The 24,018-nt window shown below is 62.0% G+C and carries 32 protein-coding genes and 1 pseudogene; 15 read left to right on the forward strand and 18 right to left on the reverse strand.

The genetic code is table 11. The annotated features are described in order from the left end of the window. On the reverse strand, positions 1 to 1,176 hold the full coding sequence (gene hemW, locus ACZ51H_RS00635; RefSeq protein WP_464802137.1) for a radical SAM family heme chaperone HemW: 1,176 nt from the start codon (positions 1,174 to 1,176) through the stop codon (positions 1 to 3). On the opposite strand from hemW, the gene ACZ51H_RS00640 reads away from it, so the two are divergent. Beyond that, positions 1,175 to 1,843, forward strand: coding sequence for a CAP domain-containing protein (locus ACZ51H_RS00640; protein WP_464802138.1), 669 nt, complete (start codon positions 1,175 to 1,177; stop codon positions 1,841 to 1,843). The genes hemW and ACZ51H_RS00640 overlap by 2 nt on opposite strands. 16 nt (positions 1,844 to 1,859) lie before the next feature. Here the strand turns inward: ACZ51H_RS00640 and rdgB are convergent, their stop codons facing one another. Then, positions 1,860 to 2,489: an RdgB/HAM1 family non-canonical purine NTP pyrophosphatase gene (gene rdgB, locus ACZ51H_RS00645; protein ID WP_464802139.1), complete on the reverse strand. Its 630-nt coding sequence runs from the start codon at positions 2,487 to 2,489 to the stop codon at positions 1,860 to 1,862. A gap of 99 nt (positions 2,490 to 2,588) precedes the next feature. Beyond that, positions 2,589 to 3,305, reverse strand: coding sequence for a ribonuclease PH (gene rph, locus ACZ51H_RS00650; protein ID WP_464771848.1), 717 nt, complete (start codon positions 3,303 to 3,305; stop codon positions 2,589 to 2,591). A 94-nt stretch (positions 3,306 to 3,399) separates the two neighbouring features. On the opposite strand from rph, the gene ACZ51H_RS00655 reads away from it, so the two are divergent. The 5 genes from ACZ51H_RS00655 (at position 3,400) to ACZ51H_RS00675 (ending at position 6,037) form a co-directional block, all read left to right on the forward strand. After that, positions 3,400 to 3,909 (forward strand): DUF6438 domain-containing protein, encoded by a 510-nt coding sequence (locus ACZ51H_RS00655; RefSeq protein WP_464802140.1) that lies wholly within the window; start codon positions 3,400 to 3,402, stop codon positions 3,907 to 3,909. A 43-nt stretch (positions 3,910 to 3,952) separates the two neighbouring features. After that, complete coding sequence (hrcA, locus tag ACZ51H_RS00660) at positions 3,953 to 4,996, forward strand: heat-inducible transcriptional repressor HrcA (RefSeq protein WP_449471157.1); 1,044 nt, start codon at positions 3,953 to 3,955, stop codon at positions 4,994 to 4,996. Next, positions 4,993 to 5,547 carry a nucleotide exchange factor GrpE gene (locus ACZ51H_RS00665; RefSeq protein ID WP_449471158.1) on the forward strand — a complete coding sequence of 185 codons (555 nt, stop codon included), beginning with the start codon at positions 4,993 to 4,995 and terminating at the stop codon, positions 5,545 to 5,547. The genes hrcA and ACZ51H_RS00665 overlap by 4 nt, the downstream gene beginning before the upstream one ends. 89 nt (positions 5,548 to 5,636) lie before the next feature. Beyond that, a complete protein-coding gene (locus ACZ51H_RS00670) occupies positions 5,637 to 5,762 on the forward strand; it encodes a hypothetical protein (RefSeq protein WP_464771852.1) in 126 nt (41 codons plus the stop codon). Beyond that, entirely contained in the window at positions 5,759 to 6,037 is a 279-nt protein-coding gene (locus ACZ51H_RS00675) for a DUF2218 domain-containing protein (protein WP_464802141.1), read from the forward strand. Before ACZ51H_RS00670 ends, ACZ51H_RS00675 begins: the two co-directional genes overlap by 4 nt. Positions 6,038 to 6,104: 67 nt before the next feature. Here ACZ51H_RS00675 and ruvC read toward each other — a convergent pair whose 3' ends face one another. From ruvC to ACZ51H_RS00700, 5 genes are all read right to left on the reverse strand, one after another. Beyond that, entirely contained in the window at positions 6,105 to 6,596 is a 492-nt protein-coding gene (gene ruvC / locus ACZ51H_RS00680) for a crossover junction endodeoxyribonuclease RuvC (protein ID WP_464788140.1), read from the reverse strand. Positions 6,597 to 6,738: 142 nt separating this feature from the next. Further along, positions 6,739 to 7,482: a YebC/PmpR family DNA-binding transcriptional regulator gene (locus ACZ51H_RS00685; RefSeq protein WP_449471164.1), complete on the reverse strand. Its 744-nt coding sequence runs from the start codon at positions 7,480 to 7,482 to the stop codon at positions 6,739 to 6,741. Between the two features lie 64 nt (positions 7,483 to 7,546). Beyond that, positions 7,547 to 7,873: a heavy metal-binding domain-containing protein gene (locus tag ACZ51H_RS00690; protein ID WP_174525906.1), complete on the reverse strand. Its 327-nt coding sequence runs from the start codon at positions 7,871 to 7,873 to the stop codon at positions 7,547 to 7,549. A 93-nt stretch (positions 7,874 to 7,966) separates the two neighbouring features. Next, positions 7,967 to 8,209 carry a DUF2312 domain-containing protein gene (locus tag ACZ51H_RS00695; RefSeq protein ID WP_449471166.1) on the reverse strand — a complete coding sequence of 81 codons (243 nt, stop codon included), beginning with the start codon at positions 8,207 to 8,209 and terminating at the stop codon, positions 7,967 to 7,969. Between the two features lie 45 nt (positions 8,210 to 8,254). Continuing rightward, entirely contained in the window at positions 8,255 to 8,542 is a 288-nt protein-coding gene (locus ACZ51H_RS00700; RefSeq protein WP_449474587.1) for a DUF1244 domain-containing protein, read from the reverse strand. Between the two features lie 119 nt (positions 8,543 to 8,661). Here ACZ51H_RS00700 and pyk point away from each other — a divergent pair, with 119 nt between their 5' ends. Next, positions 8,662 to 10,113 carry a pyruvate kinase gene (pyk, locus tag ACZ51H_RS00705; RefSeq protein WP_449471167.1) on the forward strand — a complete coding sequence of 484 codons (1,452 nt, stop codon included), beginning with the start codon at positions 8,662 to 8,664 and terminating at the stop codon, positions 10,111 to 10,113. Here the strand turns inward: pyk and ACZ51H_RS00710 are convergent. Next, a complete protein-coding gene (locus tag ACZ51H_RS00710; RefSeq protein ID WP_464802142.1) occupies positions 10,097 to 10,729 on the reverse strand; it encodes an HAD family hydrolase in 633 nt (210 codons plus the stop codon). The two genes, pyk and ACZ51H_RS00710, sit on opposite strands and share 17 nt — an antisense overlap. Beyond that, on the reverse strand, positions 10,730 to 10,855 hold the full coding sequence (ykgO, locus tag ACZ51H_RS00715) for a type B 50S ribosomal protein L36 (RefSeq protein ID WP_004210176.1): 126 nt from the start codon (positions 10,853 to 10,855) through the stop codon (positions 10,730 to 10,732). 200 nt (positions 10,856 to 11,055) lie between these two features. Between ykgO and ACZ51H_RS00720 the strand changes: the two genes are divergently transcribed. Together ACZ51H_RS00720 and ACZ51H_RS00725 are read left to right on the forward strand one after the other, a co-directional pair. Then, positions 11,056 to 11,652 carry a hypothetical protein gene (locus ACZ51H_RS00720; RefSeq protein WP_464794267.1) on the forward strand — a complete coding sequence of 199 codons (597 nt, stop codon included), beginning with the start codon at positions 11,056 to 11,058 and terminating at the stop codon, positions 11,650 to 11,652. Continuing rightward, on the forward strand, positions 11,649 to 12,779 hold the full coding sequence (locus ACZ51H_RS00725) for a M14 family metallopeptidase (protein WP_464802143.1): 1,131 nt from the start codon (positions 11,649 to 11,651) through the stop codon (positions 12,777 to 12,779). Before ACZ51H_RS00720 ends, ACZ51H_RS00725 begins: the two co-directional genes overlap by 4 nt. 30 nt (positions 12,780 to 12,809) lie before the next feature. Here ACZ51H_RS00725 and ACZ51H_RS00730 read toward each other — a convergent pair whose 3' ends face one another. The 4 genes from ACZ51H_RS00730 to ACZ51H_RS00745 form a co-directional block, all read right to left on the reverse strand. Beyond that, positions 12,810 to 13,529, reverse strand: coding sequence for a dienelactone hydrolase family protein (locus ACZ51H_RS00730; RefSeq protein ID WP_464802144.1), 720 nt, complete (start codon positions 13,527 to 13,529; stop codon positions 12,810 to 12,812). Between the two features lie 147 nt (positions 13,530 to 13,676). Next, positions 13,677 to 14,204, reverse strand: coding sequence for a porin family protein (locus ACZ51H_RS00735; protein ID WP_464771857.1), 528 nt, complete (start codon positions 14,202 to 14,204; stop codon positions 13,677 to 13,679). A 184-nt stretch (positions 14,205 to 14,388) separates the two neighbouring features. Next, the gene (locus ACZ51H_RS00740) at positions 14,389 to 15,387 is read right to left on the reverse strand and encodes a 50S ribosomal protein L11 methyltransferase (RefSeq protein WP_464802145.1); all 999 of its coding nucleotides are present in this window, start codon (positions 15,385 to 15,387) and stop codon (positions 14,389 to 14,391) included. Positions 15,388 to 15,468: 81 nt separating this feature from the next. Beyond that, entirely contained in the window at positions 15,469 to 16,800 is a 1,332-nt protein-coding gene (locus ACZ51H_RS00745) for a methyl-accepting chemotaxis protein (RefSeq protein ID WP_196225339.1), read from the reverse strand. Positions 16,801 to 16,968: 168 nt separating this feature from the next. On the opposite strand from ACZ51H_RS00745, the gene sdhC reads away from it, so the two are divergent. The 6 genes from sdhC to aat all read left to right on the forward strand — a co-directional run bounded on the left by sdhC (position 16,969) and on the right by aat (position 21,946). Further along, a complete protein-coding gene (gene sdhC / locus ACZ51H_RS00750; protein WP_460987475.1) occupies positions 16,969 to 17,364 on the forward strand; it encodes a succinate dehydrogenase, cytochrome b556 subunit in 396 nt (131 codons plus the stop codon). Continuing rightward, positions 17,364 to 17,753, forward strand: a complete 390-nt coding sequence (sdhD, locus tag ACZ51H_RS00755; protein WP_196225341.1) for a succinate dehydrogenase, hydrophobic membrane anchor protein — start codon at positions 17,364 to 17,366, stop codon at positions 17,751 to 17,753. The genes sdhC and sdhD overlap by 1 nt, the downstream gene beginning before the upstream one ends. After that, positions 17,753 to 19,567 carry a succinate dehydrogenase flavoprotein subunit gene (gene sdhA, locus ACZ51H_RS00760; protein ID WP_464802146.1) on the forward strand — a complete coding sequence of 605 codons (1,815 nt, stop codon included), beginning with the start codon at positions 17,753 to 17,755 and terminating at the stop codon, positions 19,565 to 19,567. The genes sdhD and sdhA overlap by 1 nt, the downstream gene beginning before the upstream one ends. Positions 19,568 to 19,658: 91 nt before the next feature. Continuing rightward, positions 19,659 to 20,078: a GFA family protein gene (locus ACZ51H_RS00765; RefSeq protein ID WP_464802147.1), complete on the forward strand. Its 420-nt coding sequence runs from the start codon at positions 19,659 to 19,661 to the stop codon at positions 20,076 to 20,078. Positions 20,079 to 20,211: 133 nt separating this feature from the next. After that, positions 20,212 to 20,991 carry a hypothetical protein gene (locus ACZ51H_RS00770; RefSeq protein ID WP_464802148.1) on the forward strand — a complete coding sequence of 260 codons (780 nt, stop codon included), beginning with the start codon at positions 20,212 to 20,214 and terminating at the stop codon, positions 20,989 to 20,991. A gap of 199 nt (positions 20,992 to 21,190) precedes the next feature. Then, a complete protein-coding gene (aat, locus tag ACZ51H_RS00775) occupies positions 21,191 to 21,946 on the forward strand; it encodes a leucyl/phenylalanyl-tRNA--protein transferase (RefSeq protein WP_464802149.1) in 756 nt (251 codons plus the stop codon). Between the two features lie 35 nt (positions 21,947 to 21,981). Here the strand turns inward: aat and ACZ51H_RS00780 are convergent. From ACZ51H_RS00780 to ACZ51H_RS00795, 4 genes and pseudogenes are all read right to left on the reverse strand, one after another. Then, positions 21,982 to 22,389: pseudogene (locus ACZ51H_RS00780) on the reverse strand (DUF2155 domain-containing protein); the annotation flags it as partial. Continuing rightward, entirely contained in the window at positions 22,386 to 22,784 is a 399-nt protein-coding gene (locus ACZ51H_RS00785) for an NADH:ubiquinone oxidoreductase subunit NDUFA12 (RefSeq protein ID WP_460987480.1), read from the reverse strand. The pseudogene ACZ51H_RS00780 and the gene ACZ51H_RS00785, both read right to left, overlap by 4 nt. Before the next feature lie 51 nt (positions 22,785 to 22,835). After that, positions 22,836 to 23,363 (reverse strand): DUF192 domain-containing protein, encoded by a 528-nt coding sequence (locus ACZ51H_RS00790; RefSeq protein WP_464802150.1) that lies wholly within the window; start codon positions 23,361 to 23,363, stop codon positions 22,836 to 22,838. 65 nt (positions 23,364 to 23,428) lie between these two features. Further along, positions 23,429 to 23,953 carry a regulatory protein RecX gene (locus tag ACZ51H_RS00795; protein WP_464802151.1) on the reverse strand — a complete coding sequence of 175 codons (525 nt, stop codon included), beginning with the start codon at positions 23,951 to 23,953 and terminating at the stop codon, positions 23,429 to 23,431. Positions 23,954 to 24,018: the final 65 nt, after the last annotated feature.

A 24,018-nucleotide genomic window follows, 5' to 3' on the forward strand; every position in this document is an offset into this window, starting at 1 on the left:
TCAGACCTTAACGATCTCTGGAAGGATAGCGTCCAGTAGCAGCATGGCTGCTGGCGTAATCTTCAGATGCTGCCCTTTGCGCTCGATCAGGTCCAGCTGGGCGAGCCGCGCAATGGCAGCTTCATCAATCAACTGCTCGACGGGGATACCGGATAGCGCCGAGATGCGATCAAGATCGACGCCCTCCGCAAGCCGCAATCCCATCAGCAGCGCTTCACGCCCGCGATCTTCTGGCGTCAGCACTTCCTCGCTTTGCAGCCCGTGGCCATTCCGGCCCACCGCGCCCATCCAGTTTTCCGGCTTCTTGTGGCGAAGCGTCGCCATCCCCTCGCGCCGTCCATGCGCGCCGGGACCGATCCCGGCATAGGTGCCATAGCGCCAATAGGTAAGGTTGTGGCGGCTCTCCTGACCGGGCTTCGCATGATTGCTGATTTCATAGGCGGGCAGTCCGGCCGCCTCGGTCATGGCCTGCGTCTGCTCATAGAGGGTCGCCGCATGGTCCGGGTCAGCAGGCGTCAGTTTCCCCTGAGCAACGAGCGTGGCAAACCGCGTGCCCGGCTCGATCGTCAGTTGATAAAGCGACAGGTGATCGGTGCCAAAAGACAGGCCGCGCGCCAGCTCCGCCTCCCAGTCCGCCTCGCTCTGGTCGGGCCGCGCATAGATGAGGTCCAGGTTCACCCGCCCGAAGACCGATTGGGCAACATCCAGGGCGGCCAGGGCCTCGCCCACATCATGCGCCCGGCCGAGAAAATGCAGCGCCTGATTATTCAGCGCCTGCACCCCCAGTGACACGCGGTTCACCCCCGCACGCGCCAGATCGGCGAAGCGCGCTGCTTCCACCGAACTTGGATTAGCCTCCAACGTGATTTCCATGTCCGCCGTGGGCCGCCAGTAGCTGGCGGCAGCGTCGATGATGTTCGAGACGATTTCCGGCGGCATCAGCGACGGCGTTCCGCCGCCGAAAAAGATGGATGAGAGCGGCCGCCCGCCAGTCAGCCCCGCTTCATGGGCAAGGTCGTCCAGCAGCGCCGCCCGCCAGGCGTCGGTATCGATGTCCGCGCGAACATGGCTGTTAAAATCGCAATAAGGACATTTGGAAACGCAAAATGGCCAGTGCACATATAAGGCCATAGGGTCAGGCGCGGGGGCCGGGGAATCGATCGGGGGCAGGGGCATGAGTGGGGGCGTCCTTAGACGGCTTTGGGCCGCACGGCTAGCAATGGCAGCGCTTGCGACAACGGGAATCACTGCTGCTCAACCATCAAAAGCCTCGCCGCCGATCCAGGCGGCGCCCACCCAGACGATCATGCCCGCCGCCTATTACGGCATGGAGGAGGCGGAACGCGGCAACCTATTGCTGCGCGACGTCGTACTGGGCATGCACAATGACGAGCGCCAATCTCTGGGCCTCACGACGTTGGCATGGGATAGCGCCCTCGCTCAGGATGCTGCCCAATATGCCCGGCAGATGGCCGTGACCAACCGCTTCCAACATTCCCCGCGCGCATCCCGCGCCGTTCCCAGCGGTGAAAATCTCTGGATGGGTCCGCGGCGTCTCTACGGATATGAGACGATGATCGGTGCTTTCCTCGACGAGAAGCACCTGTTCCGGCGCGGAGGCAAGCTGCCGGACATCAGCATGTCAGGCCGCTGGGAAGATGTCGGCCATTACACGCAGATGATCTGGCGCGGCACTCAAAAGGTCGGCTGCGCCCTCGCCGAAGGACAGAATTTCGATTATCTCGTCTGCCGCTATTTTCCAGCGGGCAACGCCTTTGGCAAAGGCCCGCTGGACGCCGATGACAGCCCCTTCGGCGCCCGTCTGGCCAGCATGGGCGAATAAGCCCGCGTCGCGTTTCTTAAAAAACCGCCGCGACCAGCTGCGCGAAAGCATCCGCACGATGGCTCATCGCATGTTTCTTTTCCGGCTCCATCTCGCCAAAGCTGATCGTGTGGCCCAGCGGCTGGAACATCGGGTCATAGCCAAAGCCCTTTTCCCCGCGCGGCGGCCAGATGAGGATGCCGTCAACCCGACCCTCAAACACCTCGACATGCCCGTCAGGCCACGCCAACGCCAACGCGCAAATGAAATGCGCGCCATGCCCGGCATCAGGCCCCTTGGCTTCGATCGCATCCCATACGCGCTGCATCGCGATGCTGAAATCCTTGGTTTCACCCGCCCAGCGAGCGGAGAAGATGCCCGGATCACCATTCAGTGCCTCGACGCACAGCCCGCTATCATCCGCCAGCGCGGGAAGCCCCGACAGATCGGCCGCCTGCATCGCCTTCAGCTCTGCATTGGCGATGAAGGTCGTGCCCGTCTCCTCCGGCTCAGGCAGGTCCAGCGCCGCCGCTGACACGGTCTCGATCCCGTAGGGCGCCAGCAGTTCGCCAATTTCCCGAACCTTGCCGGGATTATGGCTGGCGATCACCAGCTTGCCCGGCCCCAGCTTGCGGATCGCCTGTTCCTGTCCGAAATCGTCGCTCATGATTATGTAATTCTCCCCGTTCGCTTCGAGCATAGTCGAGAAGCGCGTAGTGCATAGATAGCATTTCTCGAAACGCTCAAAACGAACGGACGAACGCGCTTAGCGGCCTGTCGCCTTGTCCTGAGCAGCAAAGATCTGCGAGCAACCGATGCGCGCCAGACGCAGTAGACGCAGCAGTTCTTCCTCGTCATAAGCGGCGCCCTCGGCCGTCGCCTGCACTTCGGCAAACTTGCCATCGCCGGTCAGGATCAGGTTGGCGTCGGTTTCAGCATTGCTGTCCTCGGCATAGTCGAGGTCGAGCACCGGCGTGCCATTATAGATGCCGCAGCTGATCGCCGCGACCTTCTGGATGATCGGGTCTTCGGCCAGCGCACCCGAAGCGATCAGCTTGTCGATGGCGATGCGCAAAGCCACCCAGCTTCCGGAAATCGCGGCGGTACGCGTGCCGCCATCGGCCTGGATCACGTCGCAATCGATAACAATCTGCCGCTCGCCCAGCTTTTTCATATCTACGACGGTGCGCAGCGACCGGCCGATCAGGCGCTGAATTTCCTGCGTGCGGCCCGACTGCTTACCCTTTGCCGCCTCACGGCTGCCGCGGGTATGGGTGGCGCGGGGCAGCATGCCATATTCCGCCGTCACCCAGCCTGACCCCTTGCCGCGCAGGAAGGGCGGCACCTTTTCCTCCACCGAAGCGGTGCACAGCACCCGCGTATCGCCGAAGCTGACCAGGCAGCTGCCCTCGGCATGGATGGTGAAGCCGGGCTCCATGGTGATGTCGCGCATCTGGTCGGGCGCGCGGCCGGAAGGACGCATAAAATTTTCTCCGAAGGGTTCAGTCGGTGCGGCTTAGCGCTGGGAGCGTCGTCTTGCCAGTGGCGATACGTGCGAAAGATGGTAGGAAGCGCCCATGCAGTTGCGTCGGATGATGATTTTCGCGGTCGCCGCCCTGACAGCCGGTTGTGCGGCAGAGCGGGTTGAACTTGAAAAGCCCGCTGCCCGCGGTGACACGATCCGCTTTTCGGCGGGTCCCTGTTTCGGCGTTTGCCCCAGTTACAGCCTGCAGGTGACGCCTGACGGCTCGGGCCTGCTGGAGCCTGAGCGGTTCACGTCCGTTCCGGGCGCGACGCGCTTCACCGTCACGCCAGCGCAATATCGCCGTTTCCGCGCCGCGCTGGCGCAATTCCGGCCTCCTGCAGGAACAGTTCGGCGCATCACCCATGGGGAGAACTGCACCCGCTTCGCGACCGACATGCCCGGCTACACCATCGAATGGACCAGGGATCGGCAGCCGACCACCCGGCTGGAGTTTCAGTCGGGATGCATGGACGCCGGTTATGGAAAGCTGCGTGCCACCATTGCGGCCGTTCCCCGGATGCTGGACATCGACGCGATGGTGAAGCCGTCCGCCGTAAGATAGCCCCGGCTTGAGTACGGCCCTTCGCTCGCCTAGATAGGGGCGCATGGCGGTCACACCGGTTACCGAACTCAATGAGCGGGCGCGCGACGTTTTCCGGGTGGTGGTCGAAAGCTATCTCGGAACCGGCCTGCCCGTGGGTTCGCGCACCATCAGCAAGATCGCCTCGCTCAGCCTGTCGCCCGCATCGATCCGCAACGTCATGCAGGATCTGGAGGAACTGGGACTGCTGGCTGCCCCGCACACTTCGGCAGGGCGCATGCCGACCGAAACCGGATTGCGCCTTTTTGTCGATGGCATGATGCAGGCTGCCGAGCCTTCGGTCGAGGAACGCCGCGCGATCGAGGCAGGCATTGCCGAGGGTGGCCCGATCGAGGAAGCATTGTCCGCAGCGACTGCCGCGCTATCGGGCCTCTCTGCCTGCGCGGGAATCGTCATGGTGCCCAAGCGCGAGCCGGTGATGCGCCAGTTCGGCTTTGTGCCGCTCAATGATCGTCAGGCGCTGGCCGTGTTGGTGGGACAGGACGGCTCTGTAGAAAACCGCGTGCTCGACATGCCCGCAGGCGTGACGCCCAGCATGCTGAACGAAGCGGCGAACTTCATGTCCGCGCGCTTTGCCGGAATGACGCTCAGGGAGGCGGGCGAAGCCCTGCGTCGCGAGATGGAGGGCGAGCGAACCGCGCTTCAGGGCGCGGCGCGGGAACTGGTGGCGCGCGGCATCGCTGTCTGGTCGCAGGATGCGGATGACCGTCCGGTGTTGATCGTGCGCGGTCAGGCGCATCTGCTGGATGATGGCACCGCCGCCGACCTGGAACGGGTGCGCCAGTTGCTCGAACAACTGGAAGGCAAGCAGGAGATTTCGCGCCTGCTGGAAGGCGCGCTGGCGGGCAGCGCGACGAAAATCTTCATCGGGTCGGAAAACAAGCTCTTTTCCCTCTCCGGTTCTTCGGTCATAGCCGCGCCTTACCGTGGCGGCGATGGCCGTGTTGTCGGCGTGGTCGGAGTCATTGGCCCGACGCGCTTGAACTACGCGCGAGTGATCCCCATGGTGGATTTCACTGCGCAGACGTTATCGAGATTGATGAGATGAGCGAAGACAAGCTGAATATCGAAAATACTGAAGTCGTTGACGAACTGCCCGAGGACGCAGCGCCTGTGGGCGATGCGGCTGCTGAACGCCTTGCAGCGCTGGAGGGTGAGCTGGCGGCGGCGAAGCAGGACGCGCTCTACGCCCATGCCGAAACGCAGAATGTCCGTCGGCGGCTTGAAAAGGAACTGGCCGACACGCGCGCCTATGCGACGACGTCGTTCGCGCGGGACATGCTCTCGGTGGCGGACAATCTGGGGCGCGCGCTGCAAACCATCCCGGCGGAACTGCGCGAGGATGAAAAGTTCAAGGGGCTGGTCGCTGGCCTCGAAGCGACGGGCCGGGAACTGGAAGGCGTCTTTGGCCGCAATGGCATCGAAAAGCTGGTGTCGGTTGGACAGCCGCTTGATCCCAACAAGCATCAGGCGATGATGGAAGTGCCGTCGGATGATGTTGAGCCGGGGACAGTGCTGGTGGAGATGCAGGCGGGATACACGATCCGCGATCGCCTGCTGCGCCCGGCCTTGGTGAGTGTTGCCAAGAAACCCGACTGACGACCATTCGCTAGCTAATCCAAAAACCCGCCGGGCTTGATCTGGCGGGTTTTTCATACGCGTGACGGCAGAAGGCCGTGCTAAGGGTGATGCACAATCTTTCCGTGGCCGTGCGTGGGCGGCTTGAAAGGGAAGGCGCCGATTCCCAAAGCATGTTCGACGTCGCCGCCCGGATCGACGAAGCGGCCAGCCAGATCGAAAGGCTCGACCCATGACCCTGACCGCTAATCTGCCGACCAAAAACGGTAGCCGCTATCTCCAGCAGCTCTGCAAGCATTGGAGCCACAAGTTTGAAACCGACTTCGACGTGCAGCAGGGCGTGATCCCCTTTCCGATGGGGCCGATTCGCATGATGGCCGGTGACGAGGCGTCGATGGTGACTATCGACCCGGCGGAGGGTGCTGATGTGGATCGTTTCAAGCAAGTTGTGGCCGACCATCTCGACCGCTTTGCCTTTCGGGAAGCGCCGCTGCCCTTCGACTGGCAGTGACCGCCTTATAACACATCCGTCATCCCGGACTTGATCCGGGATCCCGCTTCCAGGCTTGTCTGCTCCCTCAGCGGCGCGGAATGCGGCGAGCGCTCGCAAGGTGATGGGCATGTGTTATCGCCACGGCGAGCGCATCGGACGCATCCGGCCCCGCCACCTTGGCTCCCGGCAACAGCCGCGAAACCATGGCATGGACCTGATCCTTCGACGCGTTGCCAACGCCGACGACGGATTTCTTGACAAGCCGCGCCGCATATTCGCCAACCTCCATCCCCGACCGGGATGCCGCAAGCAGCACGACGCCGCGTGCTTGACCGAGCTTCAGCGTTGATTGCGGGTTCACATTGACGAACACTTCCTCGACCGCCGCGCCATTGGGCTGATGTTCAAGGATCAGGTCAGTGAGCGCGAGATCAAGCGCCAACAGCCGCGTGGCCAGCGCCATGTCGGCGTCGGTCTTGATCTGCCCGTTGGCGATGTGCGTAAGGCGATTGCCGTCAGCGGCGATCAAGCCCCAGCCAGTGGTGCCAAGCCCGGGGTCGAGTCCAAGGATGATCATGGATTTTTCCTCGCCCCTTCAGGGGAGAGGATAGGGAGGTTTACCGGCCTGCCGGTTAGCCGCACTTGGAGAGGGCAAGGTAGCAGCCGGATTCTCGACGCCGAGCAACCCTCTCCCCGCCGGGGAGAGGGGAGGGTGTTTATCAACCCAGCTTCTCCATGACCTCGTCGGACACTTCATAATTGCCCCACACGGTCTGGACGTCGTCATCGTCTTCCAGCGTGTCGACCAGCTTCATCAGGGTCGCGGCGCTGCCTTCATCGACCTCGACGGTCGTCTGTGGCTTCCAGGCGAGCTTTGCGCCTTCGGCCGGGCCGAGCTTGCCTTCCAGCGCCTTGGCGACTTCGTGCAGCGCGTCCATGGCGGTCCAGATTTCATGTTCGTCTTCGTTCGACGACACATCGTCCGCGCCCGCCTCCAGAGCGGCTTCAAAGATCGCATCGGCATCGCCAGCGCTCGCCGGATAGGTGATCAGGCCCATGCGGTCGAAGCCATGGCTGACCGCGCCAGACGCGCCCAGATTGCCGCCATTTTTGGAAAAGGCGGTGCGGACGTTGGTCGCGGTGCGGTTGCGATTGTCGGTCAGCGCTTCGACGATGATGGCGACGCCGCCGGGGCCATAGCCCTCATAGCGGATTTCTTCGTAATTTTCCGTGTCGCCGCCGATCGCCTTGTCGATGGCGCGCTGGATATTGTCCTTGGGCATGGACTGCGCCTTGGCCGCGTTGATCGCAAGGCGGAGGCGCGGGTTCATGTCCGGGTCGGGCATGCCCATCTTCGCCGCCACGGTGATTTCGCGGCTGAGCTTGGAGAACATCGAGGAACGCTTTTTGTCCTGCGCGCCCTTGCGATGCATGATGTTCTTGAATTTGCTATGGCCGGCCACGGCCTGCTCCTAATCTTGTCTGATCCGAAGCGCGCTCTCTAGCGGGCGTCCTGCCCAAGCGCAACTAGACGAGGATCGCGGTGCCGGATGCCGACACCATCAGCATCGACCCGTTCGAACCCAGCACTTCATAATCGAGGTCGACCCCGACCACGGCATTGGCGCCCAGCGTCGCCGCGCGCATCCGCATCTCGCCGATCGCCTGTTCACGGGCGCGCTGGAGGACATCCTCATAAGCGCCCGAACGGCCCCCGACGATGTCGCGCACGCTGGCGAACAGGTCACGGAAGAGGTTGGCGCCCACGATCACCTCGCCGGTGACGATGCCGAGATATTCCTTTGCCGGACGCCCTTCGAGGCGGCTGGTGGTGCTGACGATTATCTCGGACATGACGTGTCTCCCTGCGTCTTGATGCGGTCGAGGGGCCTGTCTTGTAGGAAGAAAGGCCCTTCGACAAGCTCAGGGCGAACGGGGAGGGATGGATTATTCCATCCCGAGCGCGGACAGATAGGTTTGGAGAATAGCTTCCATTTCCTGCCGGTCATGCTGCGGCATTTTGCGCAGGCGGACGATCTGGCGCATGATCTTCGGATCATAGCCGGTCGCCTTGGCCTCCAGATACACGTCCTTGATATCGTCGCCGATACCCTTCTTCTCTTCCTCCAGACGCTCGATGCGTTCGATAAGAAGGCGTAGCTGATCGGCGGCGACGTTGCCCTCGCTCATATAATGTATCTCCGGATTGAATGTGAATCGGGTTGGCGCACGCTCCTAATGATTGTCGGCGTTCTTCGCCACACTCTCCTGCATCTTTGCGATCTGTTCCGGCGTCGCCTCGCTCTGATGGCGTTGTTTCCACTCCGAAAAGGGCATGCCGTGGATGATTTCGCGCGCCTCGTCCTTGCTCAAATTGCCGTCGGCTTCCGCGATCCAATCGGCGAGGCAATTGCGGCAAAAGCCCGCCGTTCCCATCAGATCGATGTTCTGGACGTCGGTCCTGTGCTGCAAATGCGCAATCAGGCGGCGGAAGGCGGTTGCGGCAACCGCATCGTTGAGCATATTGTCGGCCAAGGCGATCCTTTCGCTGATCTACATCATCCTGTCGTGCAGTAGGGATAATCGAAAACGGCGCTCTGGCAAGCCAGGGCGCGACCATGACGGCCAGGAGCTTTTTGAGAATGACGAAACTGCCGCCCCGTTCGCGCAAGGTCCGGATTTTGGCGACCCTTGGCCCCGCGAGCGACACGCCGGAAGTGATCCGCGCGCTGTTCATCGCCGGGGCAGACGCTTTCCGCATCAACATGAGCCATGGAGCGCATGAGGATCATGCGTCGCGTATCGCGTCCATCCGGGCGCTGGAAAAGGAATTCGGGCGGCCGACGACCATATTGGGCGACTTGCAAGGACCCAAGCTGCGTGTCGGTACGTTCAAGAGCGGCCTTGCCGTTCTGGAGGTGGGTGCATCCTTCATACTCGACCGCGACGAAACGCCGGGCGACGCACGGCGCGTGAACCTGCCACACCCGGAAATCTACGCGGCGCTGGTCCCTGAAACCCGGCTGCTGCTGGACGACGGCAAGCTGGTGCTGCGGGTGAAGAATGTGTCCGATGACCGGATCGAAACGGTGGTCGAGGTCGGTGGCACCCTGTCGAACCGCAAGGGCGTTAACGTACCCGATGTGGTCGTTCCCGTACCCGCCTTGACGGAAAAGGACCGGCGCGACCTGAGCTTTGCGGTGGAGCAGGGCTGCGATTGGATTGCCTTGAGTTTCGTGCAGCGCCCCGAGGATCTCGCTGAAGCGCGCAAGCTGATGGGCGGCCATGGCGCGCTGATGGCGAAGATCGAGAAGCCCGCCGCGGTCCAGCGGCTGGAGGAGATATTGGAGCTGGCCGATGGCGTGATGGTCGCGCGCGGCGACCTGGGCGTCGAACTGCCGCCCCAGGCCGTGCCGCCGCTTCAGAAGCAGATCGTCGCTACGGCACGGCGCATGGGACGCCCAGTGGTGGTCGCGACGCAGATGCTCGAATCGATGATCAAGGCGCCGACGCCCACCCGCGCCGAAGTGTCGGACGTTGCCACCGCCGTCTATGATGGCGCCGACGCGATCATGTTGTCGGCGGAAACGGCGGCGGGTGACTGGCCCGAAGAGGCGGTCGCGATGATGGATAGCATCGCCCACAGCGTAGAGCGTGACCCCGGCTATTTCGCCCGGCTGCATTTCACAGAAACCAAGCCCGACGCGACCACCGCCGACGCGCTGGCGGAAGGGGCGGCGGGCATCGTCTCGGTCGTTGGGGCAAGTGCGATCACCTGCTTCACCTCGTCAGGCAGCACGGTTCGCCGGGTGGCGCGCGAGCGTCCACTGACTCCGATCCTGGCTCTGACCCCCCGGCTCGACACCGCCCGAAAGCTGGGTCTGACCTGGGGCGTGCATGCGGTGCGCACCAAGGATATCGACACGTTCGAGGAAATGGTGGGCAAGGCCCGGCGCATGGCGCTGCGGCATAATATGACGCAGAAGGGCAGCAAGATTGTTGTGTTGGCCGGGGTTCCCTTCGGCACTCCGGGGTCGACAAACGTGCTGCATGTCACCGCCATTCGCGGTGATGAGCTTACAGGGCGGGATTAGGCTGTAGCAGGCCTTGCGCCGCAAGATCGCGGCGCAAGGTCTCTGCGTCCCGGAAGAGGTGGCTGCGAATGCTCAGCGCTTCCGCCGCCGCGACATTTTCTTCCCGATCATCGATGAAGAATGTTTCCTCGGCGCGCAGGCCAAAGCGGCTGAGCGCCAGACGGTAGATGGCAGGGTCAGGCTTGACCAACCCTTCGGCGCCAGAAACCAGAATGTCGCGAAAGTTAGCGAAGAAATCCGCCTCCCGCGCGTGAAAGGACTCCCAGAATTCCGCGCTGAAATTGGTGAGGCCGTAGAGCGCTACGCCCTGCCCACGTAATTCGCCGACCAATTGCGCCATGCCTGCAACGGCTGGTTGGACGCTGTCGATGAAACGCTCGCCCCATATCCGAATCAGCGCTTCATGTTCTGGATGGCGATCGATCAGTTCGGCGCTGGTTTCCGAGAACGGACGGCCCATGTCATGCTGGCAATGCCAATCCATCGACACGACATCGCGCAGAAACGCGTCGAGCGCCCGATCATCATCGATCAGGCGCTCGTAGAGGAGCCGAGGCTCCCAATGGTACAGAACCTGTCCGACGTCGAATATGACGGCGGAGATCGGCTCGCTCAATTAGCCCTGGCGGGCCTTGAAGCGGCGATTGGTCTTGTTGATAACATAGGTGCGGCCGCGACGGCGGATCACGCGGTTGTCCCGGTGACGGCCCTTGAGCGACTTGAGCGAGTTGCGGATCTTCATGGAAGTCAGCCTTCTAAGAATCTTGCGTGATCGGAAAATCGAAGCGCAGCCCCTATGGGTGGGGCGGCTGAAAGTCAAGGGCGGCTGGCCGCACTTTTGCCCCGTTCATGCCATATGCAGCAAAGACATGGCTTCAACTGTTGAAGGGATATCCGGTTCGGCATCGTCTATCGACTGCCGCATCTTTGTCGGAGATTAGCATGATCAAGCAGATACTCCTTCCCTCATTCCTTGCCCTGTCACTCGCCGGATGTGCGACGGCGGTGCCACCCGTCGAGGTAACCCGCTTCCATGTCGGAAATCCGGCGCAAAGCGGAACGTTGGCGGTGGAAGAAATGGCTGCGAATCCCGATGCAGGGCTCGAATTCCGGACCTATGCCGCTGCTGTCGAGCAGGAGTTGCAGCGTGTGGGTTTCATCGCCGCACCTGCCGGAGCGCGCAGCGACTATGTGGCATCGGTCGGTTTCCGCCGATCTTTCCGTCCGACTGGCTACGGCAATGATGGCAGGCCCGTAAGTGTAGGCGTTGGCGGAGCAGTCGGCAGCGGCGGCTATTCAGGGCTGGGCTTGGGTATCGGCATTAACCTCTCGGGGCGGCCGAAGGATATGGTGACGACGGAGTTGCAGGTGCAGATCCGCAGGCGATCCGATTCGACGACGATCTGGGAAGGCCGGGCATTGACCCAGGCGCGCGAGGGTACGCCCGCCGCTCAGCCCGGTATCGCCGCGCAAAAGCTCGCCAGTGCGTTGATCGGGGGCTATCCGGGGGAATCGGGGCGCACTATAACCGTGAAATGACCATCTCGATCAGCAATGCCTTCGACAGCGGCAATATTCGCGTTCTTTCCATCATCGATACTGGCGATCGGGTCCGGGCCGAGCTGGAGATCGTCAAGGACAGGCAAAGCGACTTCTACCAATGGTTCCACTTCCGCATCGCGGGCGTTGCCGGGCGCGAAGTGGAACTGGCGATCGTCAATGGCGGGACGTCCGCCTATCCCGATGGCTGGCCGGGCTATAAGGCGCGCATCAGCGAAGATCGGGAAGTCTGGACGCAGGCGGACACCCGCTATGCCGACGGCGTCCTCACCATCAGTCTTTCGCCGGATCGCAACGCGCTGTGGGTCGCCTATTTTGCGCCTTATTCGATGGAGCGGCACCACGACCTGATCGCATGGGCGGGTTGTCAGCCGGGGGTCGAGCATCGGGAATTGGGCCTGACGCTCGACAAGCAGCCCCTCGACCTTCTGACGCTGGGTGATGGGACAAAGCAGGTCTGGCTCTACGCCCGCCAGCATCCCGGCGAGACGATGGCGCAGTGGTGGATGGAAGGCGCGCTGGAACGGCTCTGCGACGAGGAGGATGCCGTCGCCCGGCTGCTCCGCGCCAAGGCGACATTCCATATCGTGCCGAACATGAACCCTGATGGCAGCCGCCGGGGGCATCTGCGGACCAACGCGGCGGGCGTGAACCTCAACCGCGAATGGCACGAACCGTCGATGGACCGCAGTCCGGAGGTGTTCCTTGTCCGGCAAGAGATGGACCGGACGGGGGTCGATTTCGCCATGGACGTACATGGCGACGAAGCTATCGCCGCAGTGTTCCTGGCGGGCTTTGAAGGCATCCCTTCACTCGGCGAGCGGCAACTCGCCCTCTATAATCGCTTTCGGGATACACTCGCGGCCCGGACGCCTGATTTCCAGACGGCGCGCGGATACCCCTCATCGGCGCCGGGCAAGGGCAACCTGACCATGTCGACCAATCAGGTCGCCGAGCGTTTCGGCGCGGTCGCCATGACGCTGGAGATGCCCTTCAAGGACAATGATGATTTGCCCGATCCGGAATTTGGCTGGTCCCCGGCACGATCGAAGCAGCTTGCCAAGGACTGTCTTGCGGTTCTGGCGGAGATGATCGGGGAGCTTTGAGCTGGATGATACGCCCTGACAGCAGCCAACCTAGTTAAACAGGTCGGCGAGAAAGTCCCTCATCGATCGGAAGCTGCGGCGGTCCGCGTCGGGGCTGTAGGCGAGCCCCTTTTCCGGCATGTTGACCGCGTGATCGGTAAATGCGTGTCCGGTGTTCCCATAAGCATGGATCTGCCAATCGCATCCCGCTTTCGTCAGTTCGTCGGCCAATGCCACCGTAGCCGCTGGGGGAGCCAAGGGATCGTCCCAACCGTGGCACACCAACAGCTTCGCGCTGATGGCGGCGTTGGGAAAAGGTGGGGCGTCATAAATCCCATGGAAGCTGACGCCGCCCGCGACGTCGGCGCCGCTGCGCGCAAGGTCGAGCACGCATTTGCCGCCGAAGCAGAAGCCGATCGCGGCCGTCCGGCTCGCGTCCGCTTCGGGAAGTGACTTCAGAACGGAATGGGCCGCGTTGAGCCGGTCACGCAGCAGGGCGCGGTCGGCATTAACCTCGTTCATGTAGCGCCCCATATCGGGGTCATCGCGGCTGGCTCGCTTGCCCTGACCATATATGTCCGCGACCAATAGCGTGTATCCCAGTTCCACGACCTTCTCGGCGTAGACGAAGTCAGCTTCCTTGGTGCCCAGTGCATTAGGGAAAAGCAGGATGCCGGGCCGGGGTGCGCCTGCGTATTTGTCGAAGACGGCCATGCTCTCGAAGGTTCCACCGGGGCCTTCATGAATCGTGACGCGGCGAGTGATAGTCATGGCAAGCCTCGCTGATGAGAATGGCAAGGCGACATTAGGTCGCTGGGTGTGCGTGGCAAGCGTCGCGGTGCCGGTCACTTTCGAGCGCATAAGAAAAGGGCGCCCCTCATGAGAGGGACGCCCTTCTTTTTCTGCTACAGCCGTGTCTTAGAAACGGTAGCCGAGGATCAGCGCGCCCTGGTGACGCTCAGGGTTCACGCCACCGATCTGCTCGTAACGCGAATAGCGATATTCAGCGCGAACGATGAAGCCCTGAACCGTCGTTTCCAGACCGGCGCCCAGACGGTAGCCGTCCAGCTTGATGCTGTTGTCCAGAGTGTCTTCCAGGCGGGCATTGGTGTAGCCGCCCTTGGCATAAGCGAGGACGTTCGGCACCACTTCGCCGCCGATGCGGACGCCGGCATAGAGGTCGCGATCGGTGCGAACGCCGAACTTCTTAACGTCGGAATCGGCATATTCGCCTTCGATGCCGAACACGGCGCCGTTGACGTTGACGTCATAGCCGATCACGCCGCCATACAGCAGGCCGCTGTCATGGTTGACAGAGTCGAAATCGACATGGTCCACACCGACGACTGCGCCGACATAGGGACCGGAAAAGGGCACGGCGTCCTGAGCGAAGGCCGGTGCGGAAACGCTGGCAAGCAGCAACGCCGAAGCGATCAGTTTTTTCATGGGGGGCTCCTTTTCTGGGTAACCGGATGTTGTCTGAGCGCGCTTTAGGGAGCCTGAGCGGGAAGAGTAAAGCATCACAAACAACGACATACCGCATTGCACAACGAACTGTGGCAATGTTGCATCACGTCTTGAAATGGGTTCGCGGCGCCCTAGTCAGCGGCATGACTGAGCAAGGGCTGGTTCAGAGGCTGCCGAACCCCGGCGCCTCACCGCGCGCCTGCCTATCCAGCCGGGTTGGACGTTTCCAGCCGATACGGGGACGCTTGCGTAGCCGCAGCGTCGGCCAGTCGCCATTGTCCACCCGTTCGGCCAGCCGCATGCCCTGAGCGCGGTAGGCTGACAGAACGGCCTCCGCCTGTTCCTTCAGCAATCCGGCGAGCAGGATGGTGCCACCTTCCTCCACGAGCGCGCAAAGCGAGGGGGCGAGTTCGATCAACGGGCCAGCGAGTATGTTCGCGATCAGCAGATCATACGGCGCGCGGGTTGCAATTGCGGGGTGATCGACGCCCGCCGCGACATATAGCGCCAGTTGGCCTTGACCCTTGCCGACCGCCATATCGTTGGCCGCGGCATTTTCCGCGCTGATGTCGACGGCGATCGGGTCGATGTCGGAAGCGGTGGCATAGGCATGGGGCCACAAATGGAGCGCTGCGAAGGCGAGCAATCCGGTGCCCGTGCCAATGTCCGCCACATTGCCAAAGCGCATGCCAACCTGCCGCATGCGGTCCAGCATCAGAAGGCAGCCTGCGGTGGTTTCATGCTGCCCGGTGCCAAAGGCGCGGCTCGCTTCGATCAGGAAATTGACGTGGCCCGGCTGCTCCGCGTTGCTGGCAAGATTGCGGATGTGGAAGCGTCCGGCCGTGACTGGCTCCAATCCTTGCTGGCTCAGGGTTACCCAATCCTCATCGGGCAACTGTTCGATCAGCGGCTTGGTGCCGCCCGCGCTGGGGATCAGGGTACGGAGCAGCTTGATCGCGGCGGGGCTGGGTTTGCCTTCAAAATAGGCATCAAGCTGCCAGGCATTTTCATCATCCGGCGCGGCCTCGCTGGTCATCAGCACCGGCGGCTTGTCCATGAGCGCGAAGCCCGCGATGTCACCGTCCAACGCCTCCGCCTCGGCACGGGTGCAGGGCAAGGTGACTTTCCAGCTTTGGACGGAAGAGGGCGCGGCATCAGTCATGCCGCGCCCTTTAGAAGCTTCAAGCGGGAAGGGGAAGTCGTGAGGGCTTCAGTCGCTCTCCGGCTGCCTTTTCCGTGAAATTCAGGCCACCTGTCGTCCAAAATCGGATGATGCGGCACGCAGGCTGGCAAGCTTGCCCTCCACGCTCATGAAGCCTCGCTCCAGCTGGTCGATTTCGGAAGCAACGACTTCCGTATCCTGACGGATGGCGGAAATGGTGCTGGACATGGAGTCGGCCGCCAGCGCCGTCTCATCGACAGCGGCGGTGATCATGGTAACCGTCTGGGCTTGAGCGTCCATGGCATGACGGATGCGATCGGCGCTCGATTGCACTTCCCCAACCGTATCGCGGATTCGTTCATTGGTTTCGACCGACTGCCGCGTCGAAGCCTGAATATCCGCGATCTTGCCCGCGATTTCATCGGTCGCACGCGCCGTCTGGTTGGCAAGGCTCTTCACTTCCTGCGCCACGACAGCAAAGCCGCGCCCCGCGTCGCCCGCGCGCGCCGCTTCGATGGTGGCGTTGAGGGCGAGCAGGTTCGTCTGGCCCGCAATGTCGCGGATCAGGCCCAGGATCGACTCGATCGATTTCGCATGCTCAGTCAGAGTTGCCGACATCGTCACCGCATCGCCCGACTGTCGGGCGGCACGCTGCGCAACATCTGCGGCGCTTTCGACTTCCGTGCGAGCATCCTCGATTGCGCGGATCAGCCCTGCCGAGGTGCGGGCTGCTTCACGCATCGCGATTGCCGATTGTTCGGCGGCGGCGGCGACTTCCGAAGCCTTGCCCAACATGCCGCGTGTGGCGGCAGAGGCATCCTTCGCCTGTTCACGCAGCGATTCGCCGAGCTGGGAAGCGCCGTCGATCTCACCCATGATCCGCTGTTCGAATAGGGTGCCGATGCGTTGCCGTTCGTTGCGCTGCGCTTCTGCCTCGTCGCCCGCGAAGGCGTTGGTCATCATGCTGGCATCGACCATGCTGACCATGGTGATGATGTTTACAAGGCGCTGGCGGGTGGCATCATCCGCCGCCTTTTGCCAGACGAGGTTGGTCAACTGCTTGTTGGCTTCCGATACCGCCGTCAGGACGAGGCCCAGGGGCAAGCCGCGTTTGCGGGCCAATCGGACACAGGCGATGGAGCTGCCCGCCCAACTGCCTGCCTCATAGAAGCTGAGCTTCTGCCGCACATATTCATGTGCTTCGGTTTCGATCTTGGCGATCGTGGAGGCGGCCAAGACGCTGCGCAGATGAGATTGATCCATGTAGCTGTCGAAGAAGGTACGGGCCGCGATCGACGCGCCGTCGCCTATCATGTCCCGAATCTCGCGAAGCCCCGCGGCCAATTCGCCGGTGGGATCTATTTCCGCCATGCTGGCGATCATTGCGCTCTTCGCTGGTGCGACGGACGTCATATGCGGCAAACCTCAATTCTCTTGTTTGTCCGTCGGGTCATAGCGCGATCTGGTTAATCAGTTCTTAGCCGTGATCGCCCGGTCCCTCTGCCAGCGCGGCTTGCCCTCTTGACCGTTCGCTCTTAAGGGGACGGGAATCAGGGACAAGCATCAGGGACGTAGGTAGATATGGCGCGAACCACGAGCCGGCCGCTCTCGCCGCATTTGACGATCTGGAAATGGGGGCCTGCTATGGCCATCTCCATCCTGCACCGCGTGACCGGCAACGGTCTGGCCACGGTCGGGATTCTGGGCGTGGTTTGGTGGTTGATGGCCGCTGCGATCGGTCCCGAAGCCTATGCCACCTTCATCAAATGCGCCACTTCGCCGCTTGGTTATCTGGTGATGATCGGCATCAGCTGGTTCTTCTTCCAGCATCTGATGTCGGGCCTGCGCCACTTCGTGCTGGATATGGGTGCGGGCTATGAGCTCAACACCAACAAGACATGGTCGCTGGTGATCCCGGTGTTGTCTACGCTGGCTACCGTGGCGCTGTGGGCCACCATCTTTTCGGGGAAAATCTGATGGGTACGGGAACCGGAATTGGCCGCGTCCGTGGCCTGGGCTCGGCGCGGCATGGCGCGCATCACTGGCTGGCGCAGCGTTACACCGCTGTCGGCAACCTGCTGCTCGTTCTGTGGCTGATCTTCAGCCTCGTGAGCCTGCCGGGGCTTGATTATGAGAGCGTCCGCAACTGGATCGCCAATCCGCTGGTAGCAGTGCCGCTGATGCTGATGCTGGTCAGCATTTTCTATCACCTGCGCCTAGGCATGCAGGTGATGCTGGAGGATTATGTTCACGACAAGGGGCTGAACTTTTTCTGCATCCTGCTGCTGAACTTCTACACCATCGCTGGCGCCGCCGCTGGCATCTTCGCGATCGCCAAGATCGCCTTCACGGGGATCGTCAAGTAATGAGCGAAGCCTACAAGATCATCGATCACACCTACGACACGGTCGTGGTGGGCGCTGGCGGTTCGGGCCTTCGCGCGACCATGGGCAGCGCCGAAGCGGGCCTGAAGACCGCCTGCATCACCAAGCTGTTCCCGACTCGCTCGCACACCGTCGCGGCGCAGGGCGGCATCGCGGCGAGCCTGGGTAACAACTCGCCCGACCACTGGACCTGGCACATGTACGACACCGTCAAGGGGTCGGACTGGCTGGGCGACCAGGACGCGATCGAATATATGGTGCGTGAAGCGCCCGCCGCCGTGATCGAATTGGAACATGCCGGCGTGCCGTTCAGCCGTAACGAGAATGGGACGATCTACCAGCGTCCGTTCGGCGGCCACATGCAGAATATGGGCGCCGGCCCGCCGGTGCAGCGCACCTGCGCTGCCGCTGACCGTACCGGCCATGCCATGCTCCACGCCCTGTATCAGCAGAGCCTGAAGTATGACGCGGACTTCTACATCGAATATTTCGCCATCGACCTGATCATGGAGGACGGCCCGAACGGCAAGGAATGCCGTGGCGTGATCGCCATCTGCATGGAGGATGGATCGATCCATCGCTTCCGCAGCAAGGCGGTGGTGCTGGCGACCGGCGGTTATGGCCGTGCCTATTTCTCCGCCACTTCGGCACACAGCTGCACCGGCGACGGCGGCGGCATGGTGCTGCGCGCTGGTCTGCCTTTGCAAGACCTGGAATTCGTGCAGTTCCACCCGACCGGCATCTATGGCGCGGGCGTGCTGATCACCGAGGGCGCACGCGGCGAAGGCGGCTACCTCACCAACTCCGAGGGCGAGCGCTTCATGGAGCGTTATGCCCCGTCGGCAAAGGATCTGGCGTCGCGTGACGTCGTGTCGCGCTCTATGGCGATGGAAATGCGCGAAGGGCGTGGCGTGGGTCCGAACAAGGACCACATCTTCCTGCACCTCGACCATATCGATCCCAAGGTGCTGGCGGAGCGTCTGCCGGGCATCACCGAGAGCGGCAAGATCTTCGCGGGCGTCGATCTGACCCGCCAGCCGCTGCCGGTGACGCCGACCGTCCACTATAATATGGGCGGTATCCCCTGTAACTATCATGGTCAGGTGGTGACGAAGGTCGGCGACGATCCGGAAGTAGTGGTGCCGGGCCTCTATGCGGTCGGCGAAGCGGCCTGCGTGTCGGTGCATGGTGCGAACCGCCTCGGCTCCAACTCGCTGATCGACCTTGTCGTGTTCGGCCGCGCTACCGGCCTGCACCTCAAGGAAACGATCAAGCCCAATGGCTCGCATCGTCCGCTTCCCGCCGATGCGGCCGATCTGGCGCTGTCGCGCCTCGATCACTATCGCAACGCTAAGGGTGGTTCGCCGACGGCGAAGATTCGCCTCGAAATGCAGCACACCATGCAGAAGCATGCCGCCGTCTTCCGCGACAGCGCGCTGCTCAGCGAAGGCGTCACCAAGATGGCGCAGGTCAATGCGAGCATGCAGGACGTTGGCGTTTCGGACCGCTCGCTGATCTGGAACACCGACCTCATCGAGACGCTGGAGCTGGACAACCTCATGTCTCAGGCGGTCTGCACCATGGTCAGCGCGGAAAACCGCAAGGAAAGCCGCGGCGCCCATGCGCATGAGGACTTCCCGAACCGCGACGACGAGACTTGGATGAAGCACACCGTCAGCTGGTTCGAAGGCTGGGGTGGCAAGGGCGGCAAGGTGTCGCTCGATTACCGCCCGGTGCATGACTACACGCTCACCGATGAGGCCGAATATATCAAGCCCAAGGCGCGCGTTTACTAACGCGCGCCGTCCAGTGGGATAGGTAAGAGGGCGGGCTGCAAGGCTCGCCCTTTTTGTTTATGGTTCAGTTCAAGTCGAGGGAGGTCAGGCGATGGCGGATGCAAGCAGACATGGCGGCCAGTGTCATTGCGGCGCTGTCCGGTTCGAGGTTGAGCTGAGCAATGGCCTCGACAGCGCCCGCCGATGCACCTGCTCATTTTGCCGGATGCGGGGCGCCGTAGCTGTCACGGCGAAGTTGGACGGGCTTCATGTCGTTCGGGGCGCCGATATGCTGACGAGCTATCGCTTCAATACGGGAGCGGCGGAGCATTTCTTCTGCTCGCGGTGCGGCATCTACACGCACCACCAGCGCCGCTCCAATGCGAACGAATATGGTGTGAATGTCGCTTGCCTCGAGGGAATGAGCCCATTCGATTTCGATGAGGTGCCCGTGCTGGATGGCGAGAACCATCCGAGTGACAATGAGGGCCGGGCGCGGATGGCAGGGGTACTGCGGTTTATTCGCGCTTAAAGTGAGGGGTGAGGGGTAGGTCGCCGAACGGGTTGGGACAGACGGACTTGTCGGCTGACGACCAAAGCCGGTCATTAACGAAACCAAAGGCTTCTCCGGTTAGCGGACTTGATGTTTAATGCGGGAGCGCAAGATGACCAAGCAGCCGAAATTAACAGCTTTGTGCTTCCTCATTCCATTTCTACTTCTCCCGAATTATTCATTTGCATGCAGCGTTCCTCAGCCAGCATCGGAAGTCGTGTTCTACGATCTACCCAAGGGCTTGCCCAAAGACGCTTCGATCATGCTGGTCTACTTCCCGCGTGCAGGAAATGTCCGGCCTAGCATCGCTCCCCGCCGGGCCAAAATACTGAAGGTAGTCAGAGGCTCATCCAAGGCCTCTTGGATCAACGTTCTTGTCGATGGCGCTCAAAGCGGCGGGTGCCGCTGGGCCACAACAAACGGGAAAACCGGCTATGTTGTTGGTCGTTTTCGTAAGGGAGAGGCGAACCGTGTTGTCTTTGATCCGGTATACGAAACCATCGAGGAGCGCCGCCGGAGAGGGGGAATAATCAAGGCAGACCCACCTTCCGGTCCGCCCGAGATAAAGCCATTCTACATTGGCACACCAGACTGGCTCAAGCGCCCTTCGGAAGATCAGTTGAGAAGATACCTTCCGAAAATTTCTGGCTATGATTACCGATACTCGGTTTTTGATTGTGATGTTGACCGCCGAGGTGAACTAAAGCGCTGTGAAATCATCGCCCGTTCCCCATTTAAGGACGAGAAAGATTTTAAGGCTTGGAACGATGCCGTTCAGAAAGTCCTTCCACTCTACCGACTGAAGGTCAAAACATGGCAAGGGTGGAGTGTTGAAGGCGGCCAAGTACAAGGTAGGGTTCGGCGTGAAAGACAGAAATGGGAGCGTTCATAAGGTAAGCTAGCGCGCTTGAAGGTTTGAATTGTCCTGAAGCAGTAAAGATGCTGCGTAATCTACCTGCTATCTCTTCATTTCGAGCCAAAACCTGCCAGTCCGCAAACCACCCTCGATGTCATTGCGGGGGGCTTGCGTTTGAGAAAGGCGGCAAAGCCCCTCTGGCGTCCGTGCCATCGTCTCGCTAAGCCTTCATTCAATGACGATCGATCCTCTGGTCCTGCTGCAGGCCTATTCCATCGGCGTGTTTCCCATGTCGGATGACCGGGATGCGGAGGAGGTTTATTGGATTGAGCCCAAGCGGCGAGCGATCATGCCGCTCCATGGCTTTCGCATGTCCCATTCGCTGGCCAAGACGATCCGGCAGGAGCGTTTCCGCGTGACTGCCAACCGCGATTTTGGCGCTATTGTCTCGCTATGCGCGCAGGCGGCGGAGGATCGGCCGTCGACCTGGATCAACAAGGAGATCGAGCAGACATACCGGCATCTGCACGAGATCGGCTTTGCGCATTCGATCGAGGTTTGGGATGGCGAGGAGCTGGCGGGCGGCCTCTATGGCGTCGCTTTGGGCCAAGCCTTTTTCGGCGAAAGCATGGTGTCTCGAAAAACCGATGCTTCAAAGGTCGCTCTGGCTTGGCTCACCGCCCGCATGCTCTTTTCAGGCTTCACCTTGCTCGACTGCCAATTCATGACCGACCATCTTCGGTCATTGGGCGCGATAGAAATCAGCCAGAAGGATTATCTGGGGCTGTTGGCAGGTGCGCTGGGCGATGTGCCGCTAGGCGCGGGCCGTTCTTCGGCATTGGCCGGGGGTTCGGGGGGCTGGGCCGAACTGGCATTTGCGCCGCTCGGCGGAGACGCGTCCGATGGGGGTTCGCCTTTGCCACCAAGCTTCACCGTGTCGGGGCCGCTTTCCGGCCAGGACATCGTGCAGCTTCTTACCCACACATCGTAGATCGGATGCTGCACCACGTTGCGGTCGGGCCGTTCCTTGAACAGCCAGCCCGAAAAGTTGCGGCGCCATTTATTGTCGGCGGTGCTGCGCACGTCGAGTTGAACGAAAGCGCCGGTTTCCTGAACATTTTCCCAAGGAGCAGTCGTCTCACACGCTTGCAGGCGGACGATCGCATCGCCTACGCGTAAGGCGTCCCCGGGCTTCATCGTGAGGTCAGTGGTGATGCCGTTGCGCTTGTTGAGCAGGCCGATCACCGCGACGCGATCCGCCATGGGCGTGCCGGGCAGGGCCGAAGAATCGCCATTGCGAATCTTTTGCCCCTCGATCTTCACGGGGCCGGTCTGGTTCGCAGTGGGGAGTTCATCGCCGCCGCAGGCAGCAAGCGACAGCAGCAGGGCGAGGGGCAGGATCGGCAGGACCGTCCCCGCCGGGCGCAGGGTCATGATGCGTCGGGACTCCACGCTTCATAATCGCCGGTCGCGCGCTGGCGCTGCGCACCCTTTTCCAGCGCACCCGTGGGCCGGTAAGCATTGGGGGTGCCAGTCGCGTTGGGCGTGAAATCCCGTTCCCAGATACGGGGCGGGGGGAGGAAGCTTTCCGGCGTTCCTTCGATCGTGTGATGCAGCCACCCATGCCATTCCGCAGGCACGCGGCTAGCGTCGTTATTGCCGTTGTAGATTACCCAGCGGCGGGTGTGGCCGTGCACGTCCGTGCCGCCTTCATAATAGACATTGCCCTGATGGTCCTCGCCCACTTTCTTGCCCTTGCGGGAGGTATAAAGTGCGGTGCCGATGGTCGCGCCATTCCACCATGTGAAGATCTTGGCCAGGATTCCCATGGGGCAAGCGCTTAGCGCCTGCTGTGGGGGATTGGCAAGGCGGATATGGCGTCAGCGGGTGCGCGGTGGGCAGAAATCGAGGTTGGCGGGGCTTTTGACCGCAGGATCGACGCAACTGCCCCAAGATACACTGTCGCCCTCGGCGATGCCGAGTTCAGCCGCGCGCCCGCCGCGCAGTTCAAGGACGGCCGCCACGGGAACGCCAGCAGAAACCGGCACGCGTGAAAAGGGTGCGGCATTGGCGGCGATGAAGGCGATCACCCCGTCGGTACGGATGAAGAGCATGTCGAGCGGGATCAGCGTGTCCTTCATCCAGAAGCTGGCGGTGCGGGGCGGCGACATGGGAAAGAGCATGCCGCTATTTGCATCCAGGGACTTGCGGAACATCAGGCCCTTTTCCTGCTCCTTTTCGGTGATGGCGGTTTCCACCGCAAAACGGTGCCTGCCCGAGTCTGTACGGATTTCAAGGGGGAGCAGATTGGTCTGCTGGCTTGTAGGGCTGGCGGTCTTTTCCGCCTTGGGCTGAGTGGGAGAACAGGCGGCTAAAACCGCGACCAGGAAGGGAAAGGCGATCCGCATCCTGTTGTGCTAGCCTATCCGGGAGTAGTGGCGCCACAGATTTTCCGAGGCCCTATGGCGCGCCGTCACTGGTCGGGTTCTGGCGGTTCGCCTGGAGCAGCGTCCGTCCAGCGACGGGCAGTGTCGAAACTGTGGCCTGCGCGCAGGAAAGCGGCAATAGCCTTTTCTCGCTGCTTAGGATCGGTTGCTGCCGTGGCATAGGGGCCGAGGCGTTTGCGGCGGGCGAAACGATCGGCCGCAGCCCAGCTATCGTTATTGACCTGAGCGTCTGCTTCCGCGCGATCAGTGTCCGCTATGCCATCGGCGCGCAGGGTCTGCGCAACGCGGCGTGCGCCATAGCCGCGACGGGTGAGCGCCGCGCTTTTCATGACGGCAAAGCTGCGATCATCGACATAGCGCAGTTCGGCCAGCCGCTCGACAAGCCGTTCCGGCGCGGGCGGACCTTTGCCAGCCCATCCGCGTTCCTGCAACTTGCGGTTGAGATAAACGAGCAGCTTCGCTTGGCTCGTCGCGAAACGGCCGACATAGCGCAGGGCCAGGTCGCGCAGGCTATCGCCATCCAGCGGCGGTCGGGGGCGTTTGCCGGTCATGTGAGTGCCTTCATGGCAATGGCTTATGCGACGGGCGCCTTGATTATGCCACAGTGGGGCCGGAA

The organism is Sphingobium sp. TomMM15 (genome assembly GCF_055397045.1).

What these genes read in the sequence shown, in the direction of transcription:
- ACZ51H_RS00640 (WP_464802138.1), top strand. Translation starts at nt 1,175, where the DNA reads ATGAGTGGGGGCGTCCTTAGACGGCTTTGGGCCGCACGGCTAGCAATG.
- hemW (WP_464802137.1), bottom strand. Translation starts at nt 1,176, where the DNA reads ATGCCCCTGCCCCCGATCGATTCCCCGGCCCCCGCGCCTGACCCTATG.
- rdgB (WP_464802139.1), bottom strand. Translation starts at nt 2,489, where the DNA reads ATGAGCGACGATTTCGGACAGGAACAGGCGATCCGCAAGCTGGGGCCG.
- rph (WP_464771848.1), bottom strand. Translation starts at nt 3,305, where the DNA reads ATGCGTCCTTCCGGCCGCGCGCCCGACCAGATGCGCGACATCACCATG.
- ACZ51H_RS00655 (WP_464802140.1), top strand. Translation starts at nt 3,400, where the DNA reads ATGCAGTTGCGTCGGATGATGATTTTCGCGGTCGCCGCCCTGACAGCC.
- hrcA (WP_449471157.1), top strand. Translation starts at nt 3,953, where the DNA reads ATGGCGGTCACACCGGTTACCGAACTCAATGAGCGGGCGCGCGACGTT.
- ACZ51H_RS00665 (WP_449471158.1), top strand. Translation starts at nt 4,993, where the DNA reads ATGAGCGAAGACAAGCTGAATATCGAAAATACTGAAGTCGTTGACGAA.
- ACZ51H_RS00670 (WP_464771852.1), top strand. Translation starts at nt 5,637, where the DNA reads ATGCACAATCTTTCCGTGGCCGTGCGTGGGCGGCTTGAAAGGGAAGGC.
- ACZ51H_RS00675 (WP_464802141.1), top strand. Translation starts at nt 5,759, where the DNA reads ATGACCCTGACCGCTAATCTGCCGACCAAAAACGGTAGCCGCTATCTC.
- ruvC (WP_464788140.1), bottom strand. Translation starts at nt 6,596, where the DNA reads ATGATCATCCTTGGACTCGACCCCGGGCTTGGCACCACTGGCTGGGGC.
- ACZ51H_RS00690 (WP_174525906.1), bottom strand. Translation starts at nt 7,873, where the DNA reads ATGTCCGAGATAATCGTCAGCACCACCAGCCGCCTCGAAGGGCGTCCG.
- ACZ51H_RS00695 (WP_449471166.1), bottom strand. Translation starts at nt 8,209, where the DNA reads ATGAGCGAGGGCAACGTCGCCGCCGATCAGCTACGCCTTCTTATCGAA.
- ACZ51H_RS00700 (WP_449474587.1), bottom strand. Translation starts at nt 8,542, where the DNA reads ATGCTCAACGATGCGGTTGCCGCAACCGCCTTCCGCCGCCTGATTGCG.
- pyk (WP_449471167.1), top strand. Translation starts at nt 8,662, where the DNA reads ATGACGAAACTGCCGCCCCGTTCGCGCAAGGTCCGGATTTTGGCGACC.
- ykgO (WP_004210176.1), bottom strand. Translation starts at nt 10,855, where the DNA reads ATGAAGATCCGCAACTCGCTCAAGTCGCTCAAGGGCCGTCACCGGGAC.
- ACZ51H_RS00720 (WP_464794267.1), top strand. Translation starts at nt 11,056, where the DNA reads ATGATCAAGCAGATACTCCTTCCCTCATTCCTTGCCCTGTCACTCGCC.
- ACZ51H_RS00725 (WP_464802143.1), top strand. Translation starts at nt 11,649, where the DNA reads ATGACCATCTCGATCAGCAATGCCTTCGACAGCGGCAATATTCGCGTT.
- ACZ51H_RS00730 (WP_464802144.1), bottom strand. Translation starts at nt 13,529, where the DNA reads ATGACTATCACTCGCCGCGTCACGATTCATGAAGGCCCCGGTGGAACC.
- ACZ51H_RS00735 (WP_464771857.1), bottom strand. Translation starts at nt 14,204, where the DNA reads ATGAAAAAACTGATCGCTTCGGCGTTGCTGCTTGCCAGCGTTTCCGCA.
- ACZ51H_RS00740 (WP_464802145.1), bottom strand. Translation starts at nt 15,387, where the DNA reads ATGACTGATGCCGCGCCCTCTTCCGTCCAAAGCTGGAAAGTCACCTTG.
- ACZ51H_RS00745 (WP_196225339.1), bottom strand. Translation starts at nt 16,800, where the DNA reads ATGACGTCCGTCGCACCAGCGAAGAGCGCAATGATCGCCAGCATGGCG.
- sdhC (WP_460987475.1), top strand. Translation starts at nt 16,969, where the DNA reads ATGGCGCGAACCACGAGCCGGCCGCTCTCGCCGCATTTGACGATCTGG.
- sdhD (WP_196225341.1), top strand. Translation starts at nt 17,364, where the DNA reads ATGGGTACGGGAACCGGAATTGGCCGCGTCCGTGGCCTGGGCTCGGCG.
- sdhA (WP_464802146.1), top strand. Translation starts at nt 17,753, where the DNA reads ATGAGCGAAGCCTACAAGATCATCGATCACACCTACGACACGGTCGTG.
- ACZ51H_RS00765 (WP_464802147.1), top strand. Translation starts at nt 19,659, where the DNA reads ATGGCGGATGCAAGCAGACATGGCGGCCAGTGTCATTGCGGCGCTGTC.
- ACZ51H_RS00770 (WP_464802148.1), top strand. Translation starts at nt 20,212, where the DNA reads ATGACCAAGCAGCCGAAATTAACAGCTTTGTGCTTCCTCATTCCATTT.
- aat (WP_464802149.1), top strand. Translation starts at nt 21,191, where the DNA reads ATGACGATCGATCCTCTGGTCCTGCTGCAGGCCTATTCCATCGGCGTG.
- ACZ51H_RS00785 (WP_460987480.1), bottom strand. Translation starts at nt 22,784, where the DNA reads ATGGGAATCCTGGCCAAGATCTTCACATGGTGGAATGGCGCGACCATC.
- ACZ51H_RS00790 (WP_464802150.1), bottom strand. Translation starts at nt 23,363, where the DNA reads ATGCGGATCGCCTTTCCCTTCCTGGTCGCGGTTTTAGCCGCCTGTTCT.
- ACZ51H_RS00795 (WP_464802151.1), bottom strand. Translation starts at nt 23,953, where the DNA reads ATGACCGGCAAACGCCCCCGACCGCCGCTGGATGGCGATAGCCTGCGC.